This window comes from Methylomonas sp. AM2-LC (genome assembly GCF_039904985.1).
Taxonomy (GTDB): domain Bacteria; phylum Pseudomonadota; class Gammaproteobacteria; order Methylococcales; family Methylomonadaceae; genus Methylomonas.
On sequence record NZ_CP157005.1, the window covers coordinates 2,536,656 to 2,557,310 of the forward strand.

Here is a 20,655-nt window from a genome sequence, read left to right on the forward strand (position 1 = left end):
GCTATTTCACCTGGCGATTGATGGGGGGTTGATAAATAAATTGCAATTGCACACTGTCAGAAGTAGCCGCAAGTTTAGATTGGGTATAAATTTGTTCTATGTAAGTATAATTCAGTTGTAAAAACATATCTTCGTTCCATTGCCAGCGCAAGTTAGGGGTGATGGAAGTTAAGGTACGATTGAAAACCGAAGCGTTAGTGACTGTAGACGAGTTGATCGTATCAGAAACGAGATAACTGCCAGTAATACTGGTACTTATTGTTTCACTTAGATTGTAACTGGCTGTAGAGGTAAACTGGGTAATGTTTTGCTGGGTACCGGTACTAGCAGGGCTAAGCTGCTGATTGCCATTAAAGGAGATGCTGCCTTTTTCATAGTTATGCACAATGCCTATAGCATAGGTTTTTCCTTGTGTGGTACTGTCCGGTATTGTTGTTGCGGACCCATTAATATTAAACCGCCCATAAGCTGTGGGCGAAAAAGTTTCAATGGTGTGCGAAATAGTTTCACGCAAACCCACGCTGGCGTTTGCCGACCAGGTTTCATTTAGCGCGTAATTGACGCCTATTTGTGCATTCAGGGTATCTGAGTTTTGATTATAATTTAATTCGCAAGGTAAAGGATTGTTAGGATCGATAATTAAGGTATGTCCAGATAGTCGAAAATAATTACAGGAAGAAGCTAAATTGTTTTTAGCATTATAATTATTGTAACTCCCCGTTAAGTTGAACGATAAACGCTCAGAATAAGCGTGAGTGGCTGTCAGGGAAATTTGTGAGCTTTTATAAGGGGAGAAACCTAATCCTGAAGCAGGATGAGCGCCGTAGTTGGTGTTTGCATAACTGCCGCTGAGGTTTAAGGTATTTTTTTCATCAATCTTGTAGGTTAAACTGGGTGCCAGTGTGCGTGTATAGCGGGCAACTTGAATGGCCACATTCCCAGCTCCGGTAATGCCTAACTGTACCGATTCAGAACCCAATGTGGCTTGATCGCCATAACTGGCTGCTAAATTGGCAATCCATTTTTCACCTTTAAACAGATAATTTAAATTGGCCAGTTTTTCAGAAAAATCCAGATTCGACTGTTCATGGTAAAGTAATTGGTTCCAGTTAAAGCTGGTATTTAATTCACTATCGTCTTCTAGGTAGCCCATTGCCAAGGTTGGGGACAGAGTGCTAATAAACATAGTGGTGGGGGCAGGCTTAATGTTGCTTGCTAGCAGACGTAAATTATTCGTGTAACGTTCTGTATAGTTAAAGCTAGGATTATAGTACCAGTCAAGCGCATTAGCCCTGCTGCAAAAAATAGCCAGTACAACTGCTATTAAAGTTAAAAAGTCCGTTTTAAATTTCATGGCGCAGTGTCCCTATCCCGCAATTTTAGGGTACTGTAACAGTGTCCCCTGGCTCTAACAGGATATTTTGTTCAAGGCTTTCGCCTTTCATCACGTCGGTATAATCAAAAGGATAAACTTTGGTTACGTTGCCGATCCTACGCAGCACGCTGATCGAATCATCATCAGCGTAAACGGTCAATCCCCCAGCAAGACTGATAGCCTGCAAGACGTCAATTTTACGACCCGAAAAATATTGACCGGGTTTGTTAACTTTTCCAATGACAAAGACACTGTTACCCTGGTTATTGAGTATTTTTACAGTGATGGAGGGGTCTGTAATGTAGTCCGCCAGTCGTGTAGTCAGGTAGTCTTTAAGTTCTGTAATGGTTTTACCGGCAGCGATAACAGTACCCACTAAAGGGAAAATGATGGTGCCATCCGGCGAAATCAGATATTGTTGTTCCTGTAATCCTTCTTCTTTCCAGACAGTGATGATCATGGTTTCGCCAGGAGACAACAGATAGTTGCTTAATGTGTTTACCTCACTAATCATGCCGGTTGCGGTGGCAGGTGCAGTCGACTGAACATTAGGCGTATTTAGCGTGGGTGTTGTATCAGACAATATAACTGCGGGTAACTGGTCAGGTAGTTTACCCGCGTCCTGAACGGCAGATGACACTGGTACAACTGTTTCAGCAGTGCTGGTTTCTAAAGCGGCGGCGGGTGCGATGGCAGAAAACAGCAGACAAAACGATAGAAGAGTGATTATCTGTTTCAAAATGTATCCGTTTATAATGTTATTTAAAGTGTAATCCATACTGTCTAACAATCCTAAAAATTGGATTTTAAAGATCAAATATAACAAGATTAAGACAAAAGCGAATTCCTGCTGATGAATGACTTACAATTGCTATCCTTTAGCAATAGGTGTTAAGGCAGCAAATGTGCCATTTCGCTTTACGCTTTCAATTCTACAATAGTTTCCTGATAGGAGTAAACAAAATGCTTAACTCTTTTTTGCAACGGATTAAAAGCAATCAAGATATTGATTTTAAAGAAACCATGGACATCATTGCTCAGTATTACTATTATCAACCCACCCGCTTTACAAACGGTATCACTCAGGTTATTTGCAATGAGGCGGGTAGTAACGAGGGTTCCTGCCGTCTATTTGCCTTTGCCAAGATTCATAATTTGACTCAACAACAGACTCTGGCTCTGTTTGGAGACTATTATCGGAAAGATGTTTTAGAACATCCTGATGGCTCTGATCATGCCAATATTCGTCAGTTTATTTGTGATGGTTGGCAGGGTATACAGTTTGCGGGTGAAGTTTTGCTGGCTAAATAACCGTATGCAGGTTGATTTTTTAATTGTTGGGCAGGGTTTGGCTGGCAGTTTGTTGGCTTGGGAATTGATGCAGCGTCAGTATCGGGTGCTGATTATAGATAAAGGTGTAGAAAATTCTTCGCAGATTGCGGCTGGATTGATTAATCCTATTACGGGACAGCGTTTGGTAAAAAGTCATGATATGGAATTATTGTTACCAGAGGCTAACGCCTTTTATAAGTTGCTTGGTAAGGTGTTTACAGATACTTTTTTAATCGAAAAGCCCATGTTGCGCATTTTACAAACTGCCACTGAAGCAGAATATGCGCGGCGACGTTTGACGCAAATTGATTATCAATCTTATATTCAACCTTGCTTAAACGTGCCCGCTGGTATCAAAAATGATTTCGGTATTTGTTTGCAAACTAAAACTGCTTATTTGCGCACGCGCTTATTGCTGTCCAGATTAAGGGATTTTTTTATTGCACAAGATAGTTACCGGCAAATTAGTCTGGATTATTCACAATTGGCGTTTACTCCGGCTATCATCTGGAAAAATATTCGGGCCAGGCATTTGGTTTTTTGTGAGGGTTATCAGGCACAGGCTAATCCATGGTTTGGCGAATTACCTTTTCAATTAGCCAAAGGTGAGATACTAACCGGCTCTCTGTCGGGCCAGTCACTGAAGAGTATATTAAATTATCGCCACTGGCTGATTCCGCTACCGGCTGACCAGTTTAAAATCGGTGCCAGCTTCCAACCTAAATGGGAAAACCTGTTGCCAACCAGCCACGCCAAAGCCGAGTTGTTAGCGTCACTAAACGCAGTGTGTCCAGCCTTTGCGGGATTGCAAATCGACGAACATAAAGCTGGAATAAGACCTGCGACGCTGGATAAACAGCCCTTTGTTGGCGCGCACCCGCAATACGCTAATGTACATATTTTTAATGGTTTTGGTGCTAAAGGCAGTTTATCCATTCCTTGGTATGTGCAACATTTTATATCGGCCTTGCAGCAGGGTACCCCGTTAGCTGAGCACTGTGATACTGGACGCTATTATGCAACGCATTTCACTGCTTGAAATAGCGCACCAACGGGTTTCGCAGATATTAGTAGCCGGACATGAGGTCATTGATGCCACGCTTGGCAATGGTTATGATACACAGCGCCTGGCTGTTGCCGTTGGTGATGGCGGCCGTGTGTACGGTTTTGATATTCAGCAGCAGGCTATTGAAAATACGCGTAACCGTTTAATTGAGCAAGGTTTACAGCAGCGTGTAGAGCTTTATCATTGTAGTCATGATGAAATGCTGTTGCGTTTGCCGCAGAGATTACAGGGGCGGATACAAGCTATCATGTTTAATTTGGGCTACTTACCGGGCGGAGATAAAAGCTTGGTGACAAAATCCGACAGTACCTTGACGGCCTTAACCGCTGCCTTGCAAATGCTGGCTAAAACAGGTGTGATTACCGTTTTGGTTTATCCGGGGCATGCCGGTGGTGAACTTGAAGCGCAAGCTGTACATGATTTTTGCCATGCTCAACAGCAAATGCAGTCTGCCAAAGTCGAGATTATCTATTCAGAACATCATACTGCTAAAGCGCCGTTGCTCTATGTACTCAGTCTCTAATTTTAATTTGGACATCTAAACACGGTAAGGTAATCGCGTGTTGTATAAATTTCCTAGGATAAAGTATGTTTAAATTTGGACCATCCTGACGGAATACATCTGCTATCATTGTCGGTTTTTAGCTCACCGATACAAAACCATGTCAGAATTTAATCAAGTTTCCATCGTTAAAAAAGCAAATGTTTATTTTGATGGTAAAGTTACTAGTCGCACCATTCGTTTTGCTGATGGCTCATTAAAAACCTTGGGCTTTATGCAAGTCGGCGAATATACATTTAATACAGCTGATGCTGAAATAATGGAAATTTTAGCGGGTGAGTTGGAAGTTGCTTTGCCTGATAGCGATTGGCAATTAATTAAAGGTGGCGAGTCGTTTTCGGTACCGGCAAATTCTCAATTTAGCATGAAAGTGAAGTTACCAAGCGATTATTGTTGTTCTTTTATAAAATAAATAGCAAATGGAAAAACTGGCCATATTTGTTGATGTGCAGAACATTTACTATACCACTCGACATCGTTATCAAAAACATTTTAACTATAGCGTTTTTTGGGAACAGGTTAACGATAACCAGCAACAGGTAGTCGCTGCCTATGCTTATGCGACAGACAGAGGTGATATAAAGCAAATGGGTTTTCAGCAAATACTGAAAAACATTGGTTTTACCATCAAGCTCAAACCCTATATACAGCGCCGCGATGGCAGTGCCAAAGGCGATTGGGATGTTGGTATCACCTTGGACGTGTTGGATTACGCCAGTAAAGTGGATAAAGTCATTCTGCTATCGGGTGATGGTGATTTTGATTTACTGTTGTTAAAAATACGTAAAGATTTCGGTGTTGTTAGCCAAGTCTACGGTGTAGATGGTTTAACGGCACCGGCTTTAATACGTGCTGCCGACCAGTTTACACCTATTGCCGGCACATTATTAATGTAAGCGCTTAGCAATAAATTAGTCTGTATTTTTTAGGTCTGATCGGCTAGGCTTGCCACAAATGGACTAGCCGATGTAGTGCATACTGAGATTTTGTAAGTGGCTTAAATGAACGTATAGTGAGCAAATACACAGCTATCCAAAGGGTATATTATTCATTGTGACAGGCTTAATAACGGGTAGCCGCAAAACCCTTATAATAAGCTTAAGTGATTAATAATCTTGTATAACTTGCAACAAAAAGTAAAACCATAACTATGTTAATACGCCATGCAATGATAGGTATCAGTTTTATTAGTATAACGCTGCTGTGTGGCGGCGCTTATGCTGAATCGGTGGATGAAACTCTAACAACTCCAAAATTTGAACGTCTGAGTAACGAATTACAATTGAGTGCAGAGCAAAAAGCAAAATTGGCAGAAATTTATAATGAAAAACATGAAAAAATACGTGCCATCCGTGAAGAAACGCAGGAACGTATAGAAGAATTGTTAAATGATGAACAATTAACGAAATGGGATACCTTAAAAAAGCATTGATGATTGCATTTCATCTTTGCGCAAAGATCCGCTTTTTCTGATTAGCCAGTGATTTCTCCCCGAATTTAATCATCTTATGCCTAGATGATTAGCCGTTACGCCCATCAACCCAGTGCTGAGCAGAAAAGCTAACTAATTTTATTCATTAGCATACATTTATCGTCACAAGTTTTGGGTATACACAGTAAGGCTTGTATACCGAAACCCCAGAAAATTTGTCATGCTCAAAAAAGACCAGAGTTAAGACTGACAGCATTCTTAGATTATAATAGCGATAGTTTGGCATGAATTGATATTTTAGCGATTCATGCGCTAAAAGTATTCGTAAACAAAAGTTGCCTACCATGCATCCGGCGCAATACGCTTCGCTATTGACGCCCTATGAGGCAACTGCTTTGATAATTGAGGCTTATGGCCTTGCGATGAATACCTGGCACTGTCGGAAACAGAACGTCAGCAGGACCGGACTTCATATCCAAGTTAACGACTACCTAATTGTTCTTATGAATTCTAAGCTCATCATGCTGTGGCTAGGCAATGCCGGATATTTTAAGATGTGATGTTTAAACTGACCCCGTGTTTCGCTTAGTCAGTGTCATTCGGGATTGAGCTTAGAATCCAGTAATTAAAAACTGAAAATTAAGCACAGTCCATTAAATTGCCCTATAATTTGACCGTATCAATGGGCAAGTATGGAGGCCATTATGACTGATACCGGTTTTTTACATCAAGTGATTACTGACGAAGGTTTTGTTACAGCTAATGTTTTAGCCAAGATATTGCATATTACCCAAAATGATCTTGCTGATGTCACTGGGTTGTCCCGTGACTCTGTCTCTAAGAAAGACCGGTGCAAAAGCAGAACCACACAAGCACGATTAAGAGATACGGTGGAAATCATCAATCGCGTGTCGGAATGGTCGGGTGGGGTAGGGCGTGCTTTTGCCTGGTTTCGTTCCCAACCATTGCCCTCATTTGGCGATAAAACCGCCGAGGATTTGGTAAAGGAAGGCCGTGCTGAAGCGGTCAAAGCGTATCTTGCTCGAATTGCTGATGGAGGCTACGCTTGAAGACACCCAGGCGAGGGTTTGCCGGAATTGTTTATCGGGCGCATCATCCTATGTGGGCTTACGATGCGTTGTCAGGGAATGGTGCCAAAAAATATGGCGGGCGGTTTAATCGGCCGGGTTGTGCTGCGCTATATACGGCGATTGATCCGACTACCGCATGGATGGAAGCTCAGCAAGGCTTTTCATTCAAACCTCAACCCATGACCTTAGTGGCTTATGAGGCTATTTGTAAAGATATTGTCGATCTCAATGATGGGGACGTGTTAAAAAGCCTGGGCTGTTCAGCTCTGGATTTGGGCTGTCCTTGGGAATACATGGCCACTCAAAACCAAGAACCTTCCACTTGGCTATTGGTCGACAGATTGCTGCATCTTGGCATTGCTGGAATTTTAGTTCGCAGTTTTGCACCGGGCTGCACGGCCAATAATCAGAACCTTGTGTTGTGGAAATGGACAGAAGCCGAATCCAATACTGTTCGGATTATCGATGATTTCGGTAGGCTTCCAAAAACAAGGGGATCTTGGCTTGGTGAATAGCACTAAGTGCTTTTTGCTCTTAAGGTGATTTTACATTTCAAAGTCAGTGTCAACGAATTGTGGGTAAATTAACCAGTTGTTAAGTTACATCAAATTGGACATTTCTAAATTGCTAAAACAGGACATTTGAACATTGCGCTAACATCTAGACTTTGCATGATCAAGATTATGAAAAATTTTTATATATTCCGTGATTATAGTAGCGATAGTCTGGCATGAATTGATATTTTAGCGATTCATGCGCTAAAAGTATTCCTAAACAAAAGACGCCTACCATGCATCCGGCAATGGTATGGACTTCCCCTCTATAAGCACGGAAAGGCCTACAGGCATTGTATCTAACCTTTGGGTTACCTTTTACTATGAGGCAATGCGGTTGTACCGCCCGGATTGGGCAGGTAAAACATACCCGCATATCTAAAACTGGCATTGGCACTGCCACTGCTGTCAACCTGGTTTCCATAGAGAACTGACCCCGTTGCGCTTATTCGCCATCGAAAATAAATTGCTTGCAAAACAGTGGAGTCCATATACGCAATACGCTTCGCTATTGACGCCCTTTGAGGCAACCTATTTGATAATTGAGGCTTATGGCCTTGATTAAAGCGGAACAGAGCGGATTTATCGGCGAGCTGCCCGAAGATCATCTTAGTCCAGAAACTTTCGACTAATCTCTGGTTAATGAAATTGTTTAGTGGAAGGTTAATCGCTATGCCCAGTTGTCGTCAGAAACGTTATTCTGCCCATTTGGAGCGAAGCTACAATTTGACGACACATAAGCAAAAGCTAATTTAGGTGACTGGCTGCTCTAACTTGATTCAACCCCTTGCAGCATTGCATTTATGCCTATTTTTATATTCCCTTTATCTGTTTTACAGATTTTATTACAACTTTTTTATGAGTAGTTCTGTACATTATTCACTTGGTCATCAAGGTGGATTGCCGAGTATACGAATGGATTTTTTTCAGATTATTTATGCGGCCGGAATCTATTGATTACTGGTAGCAAAGTCCTTTAGGGGGCAATATGCACAATTCGAAAAATTTTTATAGAGATATCGTAACAGGACTTTGTTTTACATTCGGCATTTTTGGCTTTATGTCTGGTGAATTCATCCTATCCACTCTGCTGTTTGGGTTCACCAGCCTAGTCAGCAATCTCGATTTTAGCCCCTCTTTTTCGCACTTAAAATCTTTCCGTACTACTCGCTTGTAGCAAACAGCCCCGCGCAGTTAAAAAACATAAATGCACAACATTTCGATATTGATTTGGGAAGTACTGTTTAGAGGTGTGAAAAATTACTATCGGCAGGACACTACGCTGCTATTATTGGCTTGACAGATAATAGCCCCATTGCTGTTTCGACAATCACAGAAACTTACGCTCTCTATGCTGGCGGAAAGATAGGTGTAATTCAAGAGTTTTATGTTATTCCTACGTTTCGCTCTTCAGGTGTCGGAGCAATGCTGATAGAGCAGGTCAAAGATTAGTATCCGTCCAGCCGTCCCATCTAGCTAAATAGAGTCAAAAATATCATCCTTAGTGTTTTTCTAAGGAGATTAAGCAATGAGTTTACCCAGTAAGTGGATTAGTCATATTGAAAACTGGCAGCGCAGCGATGGTCGGACCAGTGCGTTTCCCGAGCTTGATATAAAGCTTGACTGCTAGAATGCGGTCTTCGTATGTGTACATGAACTACCTCCAAGTAGTCCAAGTTATTGTCCGCACCCCCGGGTGGTCAATTTTCAATTAGCGCCAACACTCTGATCTTGCAATATATTAAACTGGTGAAATGTCAGTCATTAGGCCCTTATTTAGGATAATTCGTATAAAGAAGTTTTGTTAATTCCTCTGCCAGTTTCATTGCATCAGGTCGTAAAGTTGGTATTTCAAAATGAAAGCTGCGAATTTCCCAATTATCTTTAATCTGAACAAAATAAATAACAATTAGAGCATCACTAATGTGCTTGGTTTTTACACGATAGACAGCCTGTATATTTTGATTCAATTCTGGATGTGAAGACCAATAAGGTACATCTCCACCACCTAAGCCAATCGCGATATAATTTTCAGCGGGAAACGGTGATTGATTGATCGTCTCAATTTCACCTATCTTTTCAAAAAGCAAACCTAGTTTGGTTGAAATTGCTGTTTGATCAGCCACAAGTTTAGTTGCATTGTAGTTTTCAGGATAGTGAAAAAACTGAGCTCCTTCTTTGTAATTATGATTTTTTAACAAGCTAATAAATTCATCTGCTCTCATTATTAGTGAATTGTCAGCACTAGCGACTTTCAATTGAAAAATCGCCATTATTATTAAAATAAACAAAAAGTAATTACGCATTGTATTCATTACTTATATACTTCGACCTAATTACTAAGTTTATAATCGCAATGATAACAACGCAATTTGTCGAGGGATGTAAATAAAAGGCTTGCTCGAAGAGCCGGCTTCCCGCAACTTGGACAACGTACCGCAGTTAATCTCAACAGAAGTACAAAATCAATGACAACCCAAAGAAAGTTAAGCGTGTTAAAAAACCATTTAGGGGGCACTCCGATAGTAAATTTATATAACATAATTAGCGATAAACCTGCCATAGCACCAAATGGAACCCAAAGCCAATATGCTTTGCGGCGTTTACGAATTTGTTCTAAAGCATTATTTGTTGGCATTGCTAAATTTCCAAGAAATTATAAGATTCAAATTTATAGTTTTTAATAGGATTAATATATACATCCTATGCAAATAGACGATTATTGCCATTCAATTTAAAAGAGGAGTTAACTCGGCTTTGTTGAATAAATCAGAAATTAGGCGAGTTTGACCGTCGGCGGCCCTAATTCAAATTTTAACAGACACAGGCATGCCTAAGCAGGTCATCCGATTGAGCGCAACGGCACTTGCCCAAGCCTCCGCTTTTTGTTGCGGCAGTTGACGCGCTTTCATCGTATTGCCAAAAATCCGCTTGTAGCGTTGCATGGCTAATTCAACATGACTGCGTAAACCATACTCGATTTTCTTCTGCCAGGCAATACGGCCGAGCTGTTCAATATCATGAATGTGCTGGTCGCGCTGTGTGTTGCTTGCGAGTGAACAAACAGCCGTTTTGTGCGGTGGAACGACCACTTTTGCTGCGGGTTGTTTGTCTAAAACAGCTCGCGATATGGGTTCGCCATCGTAGGCACCAACGCCCATGAACGTGTCGAAAGTGCTGTCAATTTGATCTAAAAGATCGGGAACCGCCGAGGTGTCGCCCACTTCTGGCGTAGTGAGTTCACAGGCCAGTACTTGATGGTTTTCATCAATAGCCAGATGCGGTTTACGCCAAGTGCGCCGGGCCGGTACATCGTGTTTTTCTTGATGCCATTCGTCTTTACCATAGATCTTGAGCCCTGTAGAATCAACAATGACGAAACTACCAGGTTCCAACGCTTTGGTTAAGGCATGCCGAGGCAAAGCCACGCTACGTTTGGAAATGCTACTGAAATCTGGAATGGTGATGTTCGCTTTCAGCACACGAGCCAGAGATATCATAAAGCCTTCCGCTTGGCGTAACGGCTAGCGGCGATCATCATGTCGAGTGATGCCAACCGACATGCAAGAAGCACGTAAATCGCCATAAACGGTGGAAACTTGATCGTCCCAGGGCAATGTCTCAACACGAAAAAGAAATTCACGGATAAGTTTTGCAAGGGTGGCCGGATGCCCCTTGCGGGCTAAGCCATATAAAAGTTCGCCTTGTGTGACTGCGGATATGGTAATACCGTCCATCGGTAGCGACTCCAGCCGGTTACGAATCTCCGGGGGATGGCTTTTGATAATATAACTGGCCATATTTGTATCCAGCATATAACGTATCAAAACAAATCCCTTTCTTGGTTCGGCAGGTCTTCGCGATCTGCCATGAAATCAGCCGGAATCTTTGTGCGGTCGGCAAGCTCGAAAAATTCCGCCCAGGATGCCAGTTTGGGCGACAGTATAACTTCGCCAGTCATGGGATCACGACGAATAAATACTTCCGCCCCTGGAAAACGGAATTCTTTCGGAAGCCGTAGTGCTTTCCGGCCTGTGATAAATAACTTCGCAGTCGTATGCATACTAACCCCTATCATTAAATAGATATCAAGAGTATATAACGGGTTGGTATATATCAATGATATTTATCTGTTTGGTTCGATAAGGGTAACCCCCAAAAGTGTTAGTTCTGATCTAAGCCACTTTCCATCAGTACCGTTTTAAATATTTTTTCAAGTTCATACGGCTAATTTTAAATGTTTTTTTAACAGGCTAGATTTGAAACCTAATTTCTGAAAGTCTATAGGTTCGTCATGCTGGTTCAAAAAAACGAGGGTTTGGCTGGACTGATTTCCCTGTCAAAAAAAATCCGCATCTTACGCCAGTTTATGTAAGATAGGATGACCGTAAGGATTGCACCGTAAATGGGCAATAGCGGCTATTCTCATGCGTATATAGCTTCTAGATGGGGTATTCTTCCATATTTGACATCGTTTTGTGAATTTTATAAGTTATTTAAGCGAAAGATTTGGTATGCTAAAGCCAATTATTGGCAAAATATAGTGATTTTTACGTCAAATAATCCTAAATCACCTGATTTTGTTTACTATTACCCATTTACGGTGCAATCCTTACGGTCCCCCTAATAGACAATGTAACGAATGGTTGGTTTTCTGGGACAACTAATGGATCCTCTAGTGCCGCCGGATCGAATAGTGTCGATGCTGCTGCTACAAATAGCGAAGCTGATGGAGGCTTTGTCCTTTATCCGAATATGTCAAATACTAATCAACTGCAAAGTGTTTATAGAAAATAATCTCATGCAAATGATACTAAATATTATTCTAGTAATAACTTTTTTAGTTTTGCTTATTTATTGCCTTGTTTATACTGCTCTATTTATTATTTCATTGGCTCAGTTTTTGTTCAATTTACCTAATAGTGAGCATGAAAGGCAAGTTAAGATTAATGGGATATTTTCATATTTCCCTCAATTTATTTTGTTTTCAGAATATTTAGATTCACCACATAAAGAAAATGCAAAATTGGTAGTAAGAAGATTTATTTTAATATTGATTTTATGGTCACTTTTTTTTATTTTAAAGTTTGTCATAGATAATGATTTTTTAATGTCTTTAAAAAAGTAAGAATACAACCTATTTGGTGCTAACTTATCAAGAGAAAATGTAATTTTTAGGGCAACACTTTTGGGAGCACGGTTACTTTGTTTAGAGGGTTAGTACGGATGAGACGATGATCAGAGAATACATTCATCAAGAGCTATAACATCGAAGAACTGAACAACACCTTTTAGGTGGCAATTAAATATCTTGGGAGAATAGGGGACGTACCACTAAATAAAAAACATGGTGGTACGTCTGTTAAAAGATGAAATTCAGCGTCCTAAAAAATAAGGGGTGTACCACTATAAATGCAAAGTGTTTATAGAAAACTATAATAATTTTTGCATATTTTTAATATGGTCTATGAATAAGTGCATGGAAAAATTAATGATTGAACGAGGCTCGGATATTAATATATGCGCTTGTTAAAGTCTTTATTTATAAGGTTTACTTTATTTATTATTATTTTAGCAGTTATTGTTTTATTGACTGGATGCATTCCTGGACATTTAAAAGTTTCTATTAATAACACTGAAGCAGTGCCAGTACTTAGTAGTAATGTTTTGCCAGTGTTTAATATTGATCAAGAAACTGGTCGTTGTGAAAAAAGTGATGATTCCGTTTTAATAGGTAGAGTTTCGGTTGATAAGATCAATTACGGTAAGCATAGGACAATGTGGTCCCTTTCGGCTGAGAAAGATGAAGTTCCACTTAATAAGCTTGAATATGGATATGTACCTAAAGGGTTTCATGAGTTAGAAAAAGCTGAGCCTCTTGCTCTTAGTGGAGAATATGTAATTGTAGTTTCTTCTGGGTATGGGTGTACTGGTCAACTTTATTTTTACATTAAGTAATAAAAACAATGGGAAACGTACCACCATTAAATAATATGGTGGTACGTCTGTTAAATGATGAAATCCAGCATCGAAACAAATAGGTTGGTGAATCAAAGGCCAATTTGATTGATAAGTTGCCGATCAGGCTGACATGGTTTTAAGCAGGGAAATGAAACTAGAAACTCATATTTAGATAATTTAAGGAACTCCTATGAAAGTAAAAGTGTTATCAGCAGCTATTGCCACTGTGCTTATAGTTGACGTTTTTTATCAAAACCTACAAGCTGCTACGGCAACGACTGGGGTTACAGTCACCGTACCCACGGCTGCGGTCAGCATTAATCTGGCAGGTTCTTCCGAACAGGACAGATTGCTTCAATCTATTTTAAGTGGTGATATTTGTACCACCGGATCGTTGGTGATCTTTAAAGACAACGATGGCAGCACCGCTAATACCACATACTGGGGATAGTTACCACATAGCTGCCAAAAGTGCCATATTTCAATATTTTAATTATTAATCAATAACTTAAGACTTTTTCATGTTTTAACCAATGTTGCATTGCTAAACCACAAAATACCTAAAATCACTCTCAATAGGCTTGTTTTCTATTTATGATAGACTGCGTTTGGGATGCTTTAGGTTAAGTTTAACCAAGATGGGGTTATTGAACCAAAAGAACGGTTTGTTCCAGGCACATCTTGAAACCCACGGTACTCGCGGCTTGCAGCCGAAATATTGATTTTAATGTCGTCCACGGTGTTACTAGTAACTTATTGTATTTTAATAACATTTGTCGTATCACAACATTCATGCGTTCTATTAGTATTGCCTGTTATTTTACGGTAAATAGCATAATAATTGGGAAAATACCTTAAAATGAGCTTACAGAAATTTTTAAAAAGGTTGCGAAGCCTAGTCGCTATTCATAACTCATTGAAATATAAATAAAATAGCATAAACCAGTTTCATGAATCTCAGTATAAGGTAAAAATAGTTTATTTTCAATATGTTATGAAAATTTTCATAGACTGATTCAAGATCGATATTTCCGCTATAAGCTGCTAACAGCAATGGCTCCAGGGGTGTCGTGGGACAAACCGTTCTTTTGGTTCAATAACCCCTATTTGATTTCCTTGGCCCGTTGCTCGTGCCATTCTTGTAAAGCCTGGTCGTAGGGTGTTGGGTTTTCCCTGGGCGGGGCGGTGGTTTCATAGCGGGAGTCAGTCGTTAATTGCTGTATTTTTTGCAGCGGCGGCAGTTCGATAAAATCGCGGCTGAAGGCGGCGTCACGCAGATTGATACCTTTGCCGTCTCCGCCGGCGTGGGGTTTTACCCAGAGGTATTCGTTGTCTTTTCCTGCGTTCCGGATTTTGACTTCGCCCTGTTCGGCCAACAGTTTTTTAAAGTCGTCGTAGTTGGTTATCTGCCGTTCCAGTAGCTCGGTCAGCAGGACGCTTTTAAAGGCCTTGTTGCCGCCTTTGAAGGTGTCGCCCTTATAGCGGCTGAGCATTTCCGAGTCGTCGGTGAATAAAGCCCGGCGGTTGTCCTTGGGGCTGGCTAGGCCGTAGCGGTTGTTGAGGGTTTCCTGGATGGCTTCCAGGTATTTGACCTGCCGTTCGACCAGGCCGAACGGATTAAGGCTTTCGCCTGATAGCAGGTTGTATTTAGGGATGACGATATGGATGTGGGGTTTGCGTTCTACCCGTTCGCCGGTTTTGGCGTGGGTATAGCTTTTAATTCTCGGTAGATGGGGTTATTGAACCAAAAGAACGGTTTGTTCCAGGCACATCTTGAAACCCACGGTACTCGCGGCTTGCAGCCGAAATATTGATTTTAATGTCGTCCACGGTGTTACTAGTAACTTATTGTATTTTAATAACATTTGTCGTATCACAACATTCATGCGTTCTATTAGTATTGCCTGTTATTTTACGGTAAATAGCATAATAATTGGGAAAATACCTTAAAATGAGCTTACAGAAATTTTTAAAAAGGTTGCGAAGCCTAGTCGCTATTCATAACTCATTGAAATATAAATAAAATAGCATAAACCAGTTTCATGAATCTCAGTATAAGGTAAAAATAGTTTATTTTCAATATGTTATGAAAATTTTCATAGACTGATTCAAGATCGATATTTCCGCTATAAGCTGCTAACAGCAATGGCTCCAGGGGTGTCGTGGGACAAACCGTTCTTTTGGTTCAATAACCCCAATTTAAATTCCCTAAAATTTCACGGTCAGAACGGGCTACTTTTGAGAAGCCTAAAAAAAGCTGAAGGTCTTATTGAATAAGGTATTCAGCAAATTTCTATGGAACTTTAGAGCCTTTTGTTGATTAACACCCTATATTGATGTTGCGGTTGATGTTGAAAATACCTAACATACCACTCAACCTGAGCGGGGTTATAATACGGCTTTGTTTATTCAGCTTTCCGTACAGCGCTCGGATAGTTCTACATTGGCGGCTAATTCTGCTTTATGAGATACCAAAGTTTTAAATATAAATTACTGGAAGGAAGTCCTCTTCTAAGAGAAGCATATTGGAAAAGAACTACAAGGCGAGAGCTACACACTTTGATCATGCGATTTGCACGTAGAGAATCATATAGTCGAAAAAAATGTTTACCACTATTTTTATGGAGGGTGAGGCGCCATAAGGCCATTTCAATATTCGAGCATCGATTTGGGCTGGTTCCCGAAATGTTTAAGCAATGGTCTATGCCGGTTCGGTGGAAAATATACACAAATGAAGGACGCCATGTTTGGCCATTCGCCGTCTAACATGGTGCTCAACCGGAGCGCGGTTATAATACATTTTTTCAGCGTTTACTTACTTTGCGAATGACCGGTATCGGGAAGCTTAAAAACATATCTGTTTGACTGGTATGGGTCGATTTTGCACTTTCAATCCCGACAGTGCAAGTACGGCCCAGACTGTGTGAAAACGTTTATTACAAAAATATGGTGGGGAGATAACCCGGTTTGTAGTCGATTATTACTCAATAAGTGGAATTATTTTATAGAAATAGCATCACTTATAAATATAAAGTGGATAATTATTCAAATTTATCATTTAAATTTTAAGTTTTCACACAGTCTGGGCCGTAAGAAGCCGACCAGATCACCGTAATATGAAGAATGCTGGATTGCCTTGAGCTAGATTTCATTGCAATTAAAGTAAGCCCGCGAAAATGAATTGCAAGCTGACACGGATAAATGCAAGCAGATTTGCAGATAATGTGAGCCGGAATGCATTTTCATTTGTAATAAATTCGAGCCCAAAACACCGCTGATTGCGAGCCCGACCGATTTCAAATGCGAGCCGTTACAGCTAAACTAAAAACTCTCTGTATTATGTAAGCAGGCCTCGCTGAACTAAATATGCACGCCCACCTTGAATAATCCCCCAACAAACCGGACTGCCGACCGCGTAATAATCTGAAATCATGTTGGTGTTTTTCAGCTCCTCAAGATGAAACGTAGCGAGTTGAGTACTAATGTACATGAAGCTAATCTCGCGTTGAGCAAAAATATCTGTTTTAAACATACTGGCTAAGCAAGTTAACTTAATTAATAACCCGCTTTTTTTTGGTGTCGAAAAGCAAGAATGTAAACCGAATTGGTTTCTACATTATATTGATACAAAGCCACATAGCCGGCATCACCGAATTCAATGACCAGTTCGCGTAACTCAGGAATATCGTCGAATGGGCGACCAAGCTCTGGGTCTGACTCCAAAAATTCAAAGGTACGAGCGATTGTTTGACCGGCACGACGCGCTGCTTGTGGATTTTTTTCAGCCAAAAATTGCCGACAACGTTCTAATCCCTGTGCAGCACCTGCCGTAATAATTACTCGTGGCACTTAGGTATTTCCTTTTCTTGATCAGTACCCCATGTAGTTAGCCAGTCTCGAACTTCTTGGCCGGTTAGGTGTTGCCCTGTTTCCTGATAAGTTTTCCACGAAGTCAGAGCTTCCTGCTTGAAGTTTTCTCTCGCTTCTTCACGACTTACATAATCATTAATCGCTTCGCGCATGATCCAATGCGGCGAACGATTTCTCAAGTCAGCCAAATTCCGAATTCGATTTTTTAATCCATCATCAAGCTTGATCGATGTTGCCATAGCGAAGTCCTCTTATTAAAAGGTAGTACCTTTGAATACTATAGCAGAACTAGCTTTTCATTGAAGACTAATGTTTGTCATTTAATCATTATTTTATAACCTTTGGATGCCATAATATATATTACGGGTTAAGTGACAGGTTTTAATGGCTAAGTTGTATTGCTAAAAAACTGTCACATAATCGTTCGTTTAAGTGACAAGGGTATTTTATGCTAATTGGCTACATGCGGATCTCAAAAGCGGATGGTTCTCAGGTCTGCCATTTACAGCGCGATGCACTCGTTGCGGCTGGAGTTGATCCCATGCAAATTTATGAGGATCAGGCATCTGGTAAACGGGAAGATCGTCCTGGCTTAGCGGCTTGCATCAAGGCATTGCGTGATGGGGATACTCTTCTTGTGTGGAAACTGGATCGATTGGGTCGTGATCTACGTCATTTGATTAATACGGTGCATGATCTAACGGGTCGAGGTGTTGGCTTAAAGGTTTTAACTGGCCAAGGTGCTGCTATTGATACCACTACTGCTGCTGGTAAATTGGTCTTTGGCATATTCGCTGCACTTTCCGAGTTTGAACGTGAACTTATTTCAGAGCGAACAGTTGCTGGATTGGCATCGGCTCGTGCTCGCGGTAGAAAAGGTGGGCGTCCATTTAAGATGACAGCTGCCAAACTTAGGCTTGCTATGGCGGCTATGGGGCATCCAGAAACAACAGTCGGTAATCTTTGTAAAGAATTGGGGATTACTCGGCAGACTTTGTACCGACATGTTTCACCCAAAGGAGAGCTTCGTCAGGATGGTATGAAGTTACTATCTAGTGGCTAAAAATATAAGGCATTTCCACAAACACTAGGAACCATATCGCCTAGCCTAGCTACAATGTGATGTGGAGCGTTGGCAAAAGACCATTAATGTGATTTTGGTGTTTTATAATAAGCAATATTTTAAATTTTTTGGAGGCATTATGATAATTTCACGCAATGGAACTTCTAAAGACTATGGCACATCCCGCATTGAAATTAAGCAGAAAACTATTTCATGGAATGAAATAGATAAATCTATCGAAATCATGGCTCAAAGTGTACAAGATTTTAATACTGAATCAAAACATACTTATAAAATAAGTATTCCTCTTTCAGACATTACAGAGATAGTTCGCATTCTCGGTCAAGACGCAGTTAAGAAATCAGCGAGTGATTTAGAATTAGCTTTAGGTGAGCAATCAAAAGCCCTCAACCGACTTGTATTTGCAGCATCTGGATTAGTTAACAATAATGTAAAAATTGAGCCATTTAAATTTAAATTGCCGAAACCCACATCAAAGGTCCAATAAAATTGTTCCGAATCTTATAATTACTTTGCCGCGTAGTTAAACATTCATCATGCGAAAAATGCTAAAAATAGAATTTAAGCGATTTTGCGAATGGAATGATAACATTCCATTTTTGAATGGCATATCGAAAGGAGATGCCTTATGGGATTTTTAGATGCATTACAGAACAATGGGTGCTAATCAACAAAAGGGTCTAAAGTTTCATAGGCTTTATAAGTAATTGCAATTGTGAGTCACGTGGACAGACTAATGATACCAAATATGCTGTACACAGCATATTTGAGGCGCTGGGCAAAAATAGCTTTTTAAAAACATCTGCAAATAATACCAATACGGTATATTATTACCTTTATGCACGTTATCGCAAAACCCATGCTTATCGAATTTTGGTCGAAACACCCTGCCGCTGAAAAGCTGCTGCAGGCGTGGTATCGATTGATGGAAAGCGAAGTCTTTAGAGACTTTAACCATCTTAAAGCGACTTTTGCGAGTGCTGATTATGTGGACGGATTGACGGTGTTTGATATTGGCGGCAACAAGTTTCGCTTGATTGCGGCTATTCATTACAATTGGCACAAAGTCTATATTCGTGCGGTATTAACCCATGCAGAGTATGACACGAATGCCTGGAAAAAGAGGTGATAACGATGAGATACGCAACTAAATCCGTTCCCGAACCAAAAGCCATCTTACAAGCCTGGTTACCTTTCAAAGAATTAGTTGGCGTGACCGGCGTTCATAGTGAAGAAGACTATGCTCAAGCCTGTGCCACAATTGACGTTTTGTTGGATGAAGTGGGGGATGATGAAAACCACCCGCTGGCTGACGTGCTTGATTACTTGGCTGACCAAGTCAAATCTTATGAAGATGAAAACTTCGTCATTCCAGAAGCCGAACCCAATGAAGTCTTGAAATTCCTAATGGAACAGCGCGGCCTTAAACAAGACGATTTAGGCGATATCGCCCCCCAAGGTCGAATATCCGACATCCTGACCGGTAAGCGTTCCATTAGCAAAGAAATCGCTAAAAAATTAGCTACTCGCTTTCACGTTCGAGCCGATGTATTCCTATAGCCATTATCAACTAACCTTCTCATTATGGATAAAAAACAATTAAGTGAACGGGACATCTGCAGGAAGTTTATTACCCCGTTGCGCCGTTGCGCTTATGAAAAAATACGTGCCATCCGTGAAGTAACGCAGGAACGTATAGAAGAATTGTTAAATGATGAACAATTAACGAAATGGGATACCTGAAAAAAGCATTGATGATTGCATTTCATCTTTGCGCAAAGATCTGCTTTTTCTGATTAGCCAGTGATTTCTCCCCGAATTTAATCATCTTATGCCTAGATGATTAGCCGTTACGCCCATCAACCCAGTGCTGAGCAGAAAAGCTAACTAATTTTATTCATTAGCATACATTTATCGTCACAAGTTTGGGTTTACACAGTAGGGGTTGTATACCGAAACCCCAGAAAATTTGTCATGCTCAAAAAAGACCAGAGTTAAGACTGACAGCATTCTTAGATTATAATAGCGATAGTTTGGCATGAATTGATATTTTAGCGATTCCTGCGCTAAAAGTATTCGTAAACAAAAGATGCCTACCATGCCTCCGGCGCAATACGCTTCGCTATTGACGCCCTATGAGGGAACCGCTTTAATAATTGCGGCTTATGGCCTTGCATAGTGCCTTCACATTCTCGGCAGTGAACCCAAGCTCATTGTTAATCACTATAAGACGATTACTGTCCAGCGTGAAGCATAGACTGGGCGTGACGCCGTCCTTGTAATGGTTATCGTCAGCGTTCTGAATAAGCTCCAGAATGAAATGCGATT

24 protein-coding genes and 1 pseudogene are annotated in these 20,655 nt (G+C 40.7%); 15 read left to right on the top strand and 10 right to left on the bottom strand.

Features of this window, described 5'->3' with window-relative positions; translation table 11 throughout:
* Window position 1 precedes the first annotated feature (1 nt).
* Both ABH008_RS11455 and ABH008_RS11460 read right to left on the bottom strand, forming a co-directional pair.
* Window positions 2–1,354, bottom strand: coding sequence for a hypothetical protein (locus ABH008_RS11455; protein ID WP_347985750.1), 1,353 nt, complete (start codon window positions 1,352–1,354; stop codon window positions 2–4).
* 25 nt (window positions 1,355–1,379) lie between these two features.
* Window positions 1,380–2,114: a polysaccharide biosynthesis/export family protein gene (locus ABH008_RS11460; RefSeq protein ID WP_347985751.1), complete on the bottom strand. Its 735-nt coding sequence runs from the start codon at window positions 2,112–2,114 to the stop codon at window positions 1,380–1,382.
* A 224-nt stretch (window positions 2,115–2,338) separates the two neighbouring features.
* On the opposite strand from ABH008_RS11460, the gene ABH008_RS11465 reads away from it, so the two are divergent.
* The 8 genes from ABH008_RS11465 to ABH008_RS11500 all read left to right on the top strand — a co-directional run bounded on the left by ABH008_RS11465 (window position 2,339) and on the right by ABH008_RS11500 (window position 7,373).
* A complete protein-coding gene (locus tag ABH008_RS11465) occupies window positions 2,339–2,686 on the top strand; it encodes a HopJ type III effector protein (RefSeq protein ID WP_347985752.1) in 348 nt (115 codons plus the stop codon).
* 4 nt (window positions 2,687–2,690) lie between these two features.
* Complete coding sequence (locus ABH008_RS11470; RefSeq protein WP_347985753.1) at window positions 2,691–3,746, top strand: FAD-binding oxidoreductase; 1,056 nt, start codon at window positions 2,691–2,693, stop codon at window positions 3,744–3,746.
* Window positions 3,724–4,296: a class I SAM-dependent methyltransferase gene (locus ABH008_RS11475; RefSeq protein ID WP_347985754.1), complete on the top strand. Its 573-nt coding sequence runs from the start codon at window positions 3,724–3,726 to the stop codon at window positions 4,294–4,296. Before ABH008_RS11470 ends, ABH008_RS11475 begins: the two co-directional genes overlap by 23 nt.
* A gap of 139 nt (window positions 4,297–4,435) precedes the next feature.
* Window positions 4,436–4,747: a pyrimidine/purine nucleoside phosphorylase gene (locus ABH008_RS11480; RefSeq protein WP_347985755.1), complete on the top strand. Its 312-nt coding sequence runs from the start codon at window positions 4,436–4,438 to the stop codon at window positions 4,745–4,747.
* Between the two features lie 7 nt (window positions 4,748–4,754).
* A complete protein-coding gene (locus ABH008_RS11485; RefSeq protein WP_347985756.1) occupies window positions 4,755–5,231 on the top strand; it encodes an NYN domain-containing protein in 477 nt (158 codons plus the stop codon).
* Window positions 5,232–5,485: 254 nt separating this feature from the next.
* Window positions 5,486–5,767: a hypothetical protein gene (locus ABH008_RS11490; RefSeq protein ID WP_347985757.1), complete on the top strand. Its 282-nt coding sequence runs from the start codon at window positions 5,486–5,488 to the stop codon at window positions 5,765–5,767.
* 704 nt (window positions 5,768–6,471) lie between these two features.
* Complete coding sequence (locus ABH008_RS11495) at window positions 6,472–6,837, top strand: antitoxin Xre/MbcA/ParS toxin-binding domain-containing protein (RefSeq protein WP_347985758.1); 366 nt, start codon at window positions 6,472–6,474, stop codon at window positions 6,835–6,837.
* On the top strand, window positions 6,834–7,373 hold the full coding sequence (locus ABH008_RS11500) for an RES domain-containing protein (protein WP_347985759.1): 540 nt from the start codon (window positions 6,834–6,836) through the stop codon (window positions 7,371–7,373). The genes ABH008_RS11495 and ABH008_RS11500 overlap by 4 nt, the downstream gene beginning before the upstream one ends.
* A 1,811-nt stretch (window positions 7,374–9,184) precedes the next feature.
* Here ABH008_RS11500 and ABH008_RS11505 read toward each other — a convergent pair.
* From ABH008_RS11505 to vapB, 4 genes and pseudogenes are all read right to left on the bottom strand, one after another.
* Window positions 9,185–9,727, bottom strand: a complete 543-nt coding sequence (locus tag ABH008_RS11505) for a hypothetical protein (RefSeq protein ID WP_347985760.1) — start codon at window positions 9,725–9,727, stop codon at window positions 9,185–9,187.
* 492 nt (window positions 9,728–10,219) lie between these two features.
* Window positions 10,220–10,924: pseudogene (locus tag ABH008_RS11510) on the bottom strand (IS5 family transposase); the annotation flags it as partial.
* Window positions 10,925–10,936: 12 nt separating this feature from the next.
* Window positions 10,937–11,239, bottom strand: a complete 303-nt coding sequence (locus ABH008_RS11515) for a PIN domain-containing protein (RefSeq protein ID WP_347985761.1) — start codon at window positions 11,237–11,239, stop codon at window positions 10,937–10,939.
* Window positions 11,236–11,475, bottom strand: coding sequence for a type II toxin-antitoxin system VapB family antitoxin (gene vapB / locus ABH008_RS11520; protein ID WP_347985762.1), 240 nt, complete (start codon window positions 11,473–11,475; stop codon window positions 11,236–11,238). Before vapB ends, ABH008_RS11515 begins: the two co-directional genes overlap by 4 nt.
* A gap of 1,457 nt (window positions 11,476–12,932) precedes the next feature.
* On the opposite strand from vapB, the gene ABH008_RS11525 reads away from it, so the two are divergent.
* Together ABH008_RS11525 and ABH008_RS11530 are read left to right on the top strand one after the other, a co-directional pair.
* Entirely contained in the window at window positions 12,933–13,370 is a 438-nt protein-coding gene (locus ABH008_RS11525) for a hypothetical protein (protein WP_347985763.1), read from the top strand.
* A gap of 193 nt (window positions 13,371–13,563) precedes the next feature.
* Complete coding sequence (locus tag ABH008_RS11530; protein ID WP_347985764.1) at window positions 13,564–13,824, top strand: hypothetical protein; 261 nt, start codon at window positions 13,564–13,566, stop codon at window positions 13,822–13,824.
* Window positions 13,825–14,476: 652 nt separating this feature from the next.
* Here the strand turns inward: ABH008_RS11530 and ABH008_RS11535 are convergent.
* The 4 genes from ABH008_RS11535 to ABH008_RS11550 form a co-directional block, all read right to left on the bottom strand.
* Window positions 14,477–14,866, bottom strand: coding sequence for a hypothetical protein (locus ABH008_RS11535; RefSeq protein ID WP_347985765.1), 390 nt, complete (start codon window positions 14,864–14,866; stop codon window positions 14,477–14,479).
* Window positions 14,867–16,710: 1,844 nt separating this feature from the next.
* Entirely contained in the window at window positions 16,711–16,905 is a 195-nt protein-coding gene (locus ABH008_RS11540; protein WP_347985766.1) for a hypothetical protein, read from the bottom strand.
* A 23-nt stretch (window positions 16,906–16,928) separates the two neighbouring features.
* Complete coding sequence (locus ABH008_RS11545) at window positions 16,929–17,222, bottom strand: type II toxin-antitoxin system RelE/ParE family toxin (RefSeq protein WP_347985767.1); 294 nt, start codon at window positions 17,220–17,222, stop codon at window positions 16,929–16,931.
* Entirely contained in the window at window positions 17,210–17,482 is a 273-nt protein-coding gene (locus ABH008_RS11550) for a CopG family ribbon-helix-helix protein (RefSeq protein WP_347985768.1), read from the bottom strand. The genes ABH008_RS11545 and ABH008_RS11550 overlap by 13 nt, the downstream gene beginning before the upstream one ends.
* A 209-nt stretch (window positions 17,483–17,691) precedes the next feature.
* Here ABH008_RS11550 and ABH008_RS11555 point away from each other — a divergent pair, with 209 nt between their 5' ends.
* The 5 genes from ABH008_RS11555 to ABH008_RS11575 all read left to right on the top strand — a co-directional run bounded on the left by ABH008_RS11555 (window position 17,692) and on the right by ABH008_RS11575 (window position 20,070).
* Window positions 17,692–18,306, top strand: coding sequence for a recombinase family protein (locus ABH008_RS11555; protein WP_347985769.1), 615 nt, complete (start codon window positions 17,692–17,694; stop codon window positions 18,304–18,306).
* Window positions 18,307–18,445: 139 nt separating this feature from the next.
* Window positions 18,446–18,814 (top strand): hypothetical protein, encoded by a 369-nt coding sequence (locus ABH008_RS11560; RefSeq protein ID WP_347985770.1) that lies wholly within the window; start codon window positions 18,446–18,448, stop codon window positions 18,812–18,814.
* Between the two features lie 372 nt (window positions 18,815–19,186).
* Window positions 19,187–19,456, top strand: a complete 270-nt coding sequence (locus ABH008_RS11565; protein ID WP_347985771.1) for a type II toxin-antitoxin system HigB family toxin — start codon at window positions 19,187–19,189, stop codon at window positions 19,454–19,456.
* A 5-nt stretch (window positions 19,457–19,461) separates the two neighbouring features.
* A complete protein-coding gene (locus tag ABH008_RS11570) occupies window positions 19,462–19,887 on the top strand; it encodes a helix-turn-helix domain-containing protein (RefSeq protein WP_347985772.1) in 426 nt (141 codons plus the stop codon).
* 24 nt (window positions 19,888–19,911) lie between these two features.
* Entirely contained in the window at window positions 19,912–20,070 is a 159-nt protein-coding gene (locus ABH008_RS11575; RefSeq protein ID WP_347985773.1) for a hypothetical protein, read from the top strand.
* Window positions 20,071–20,655 lie beyond the last annotated feature (585 nt).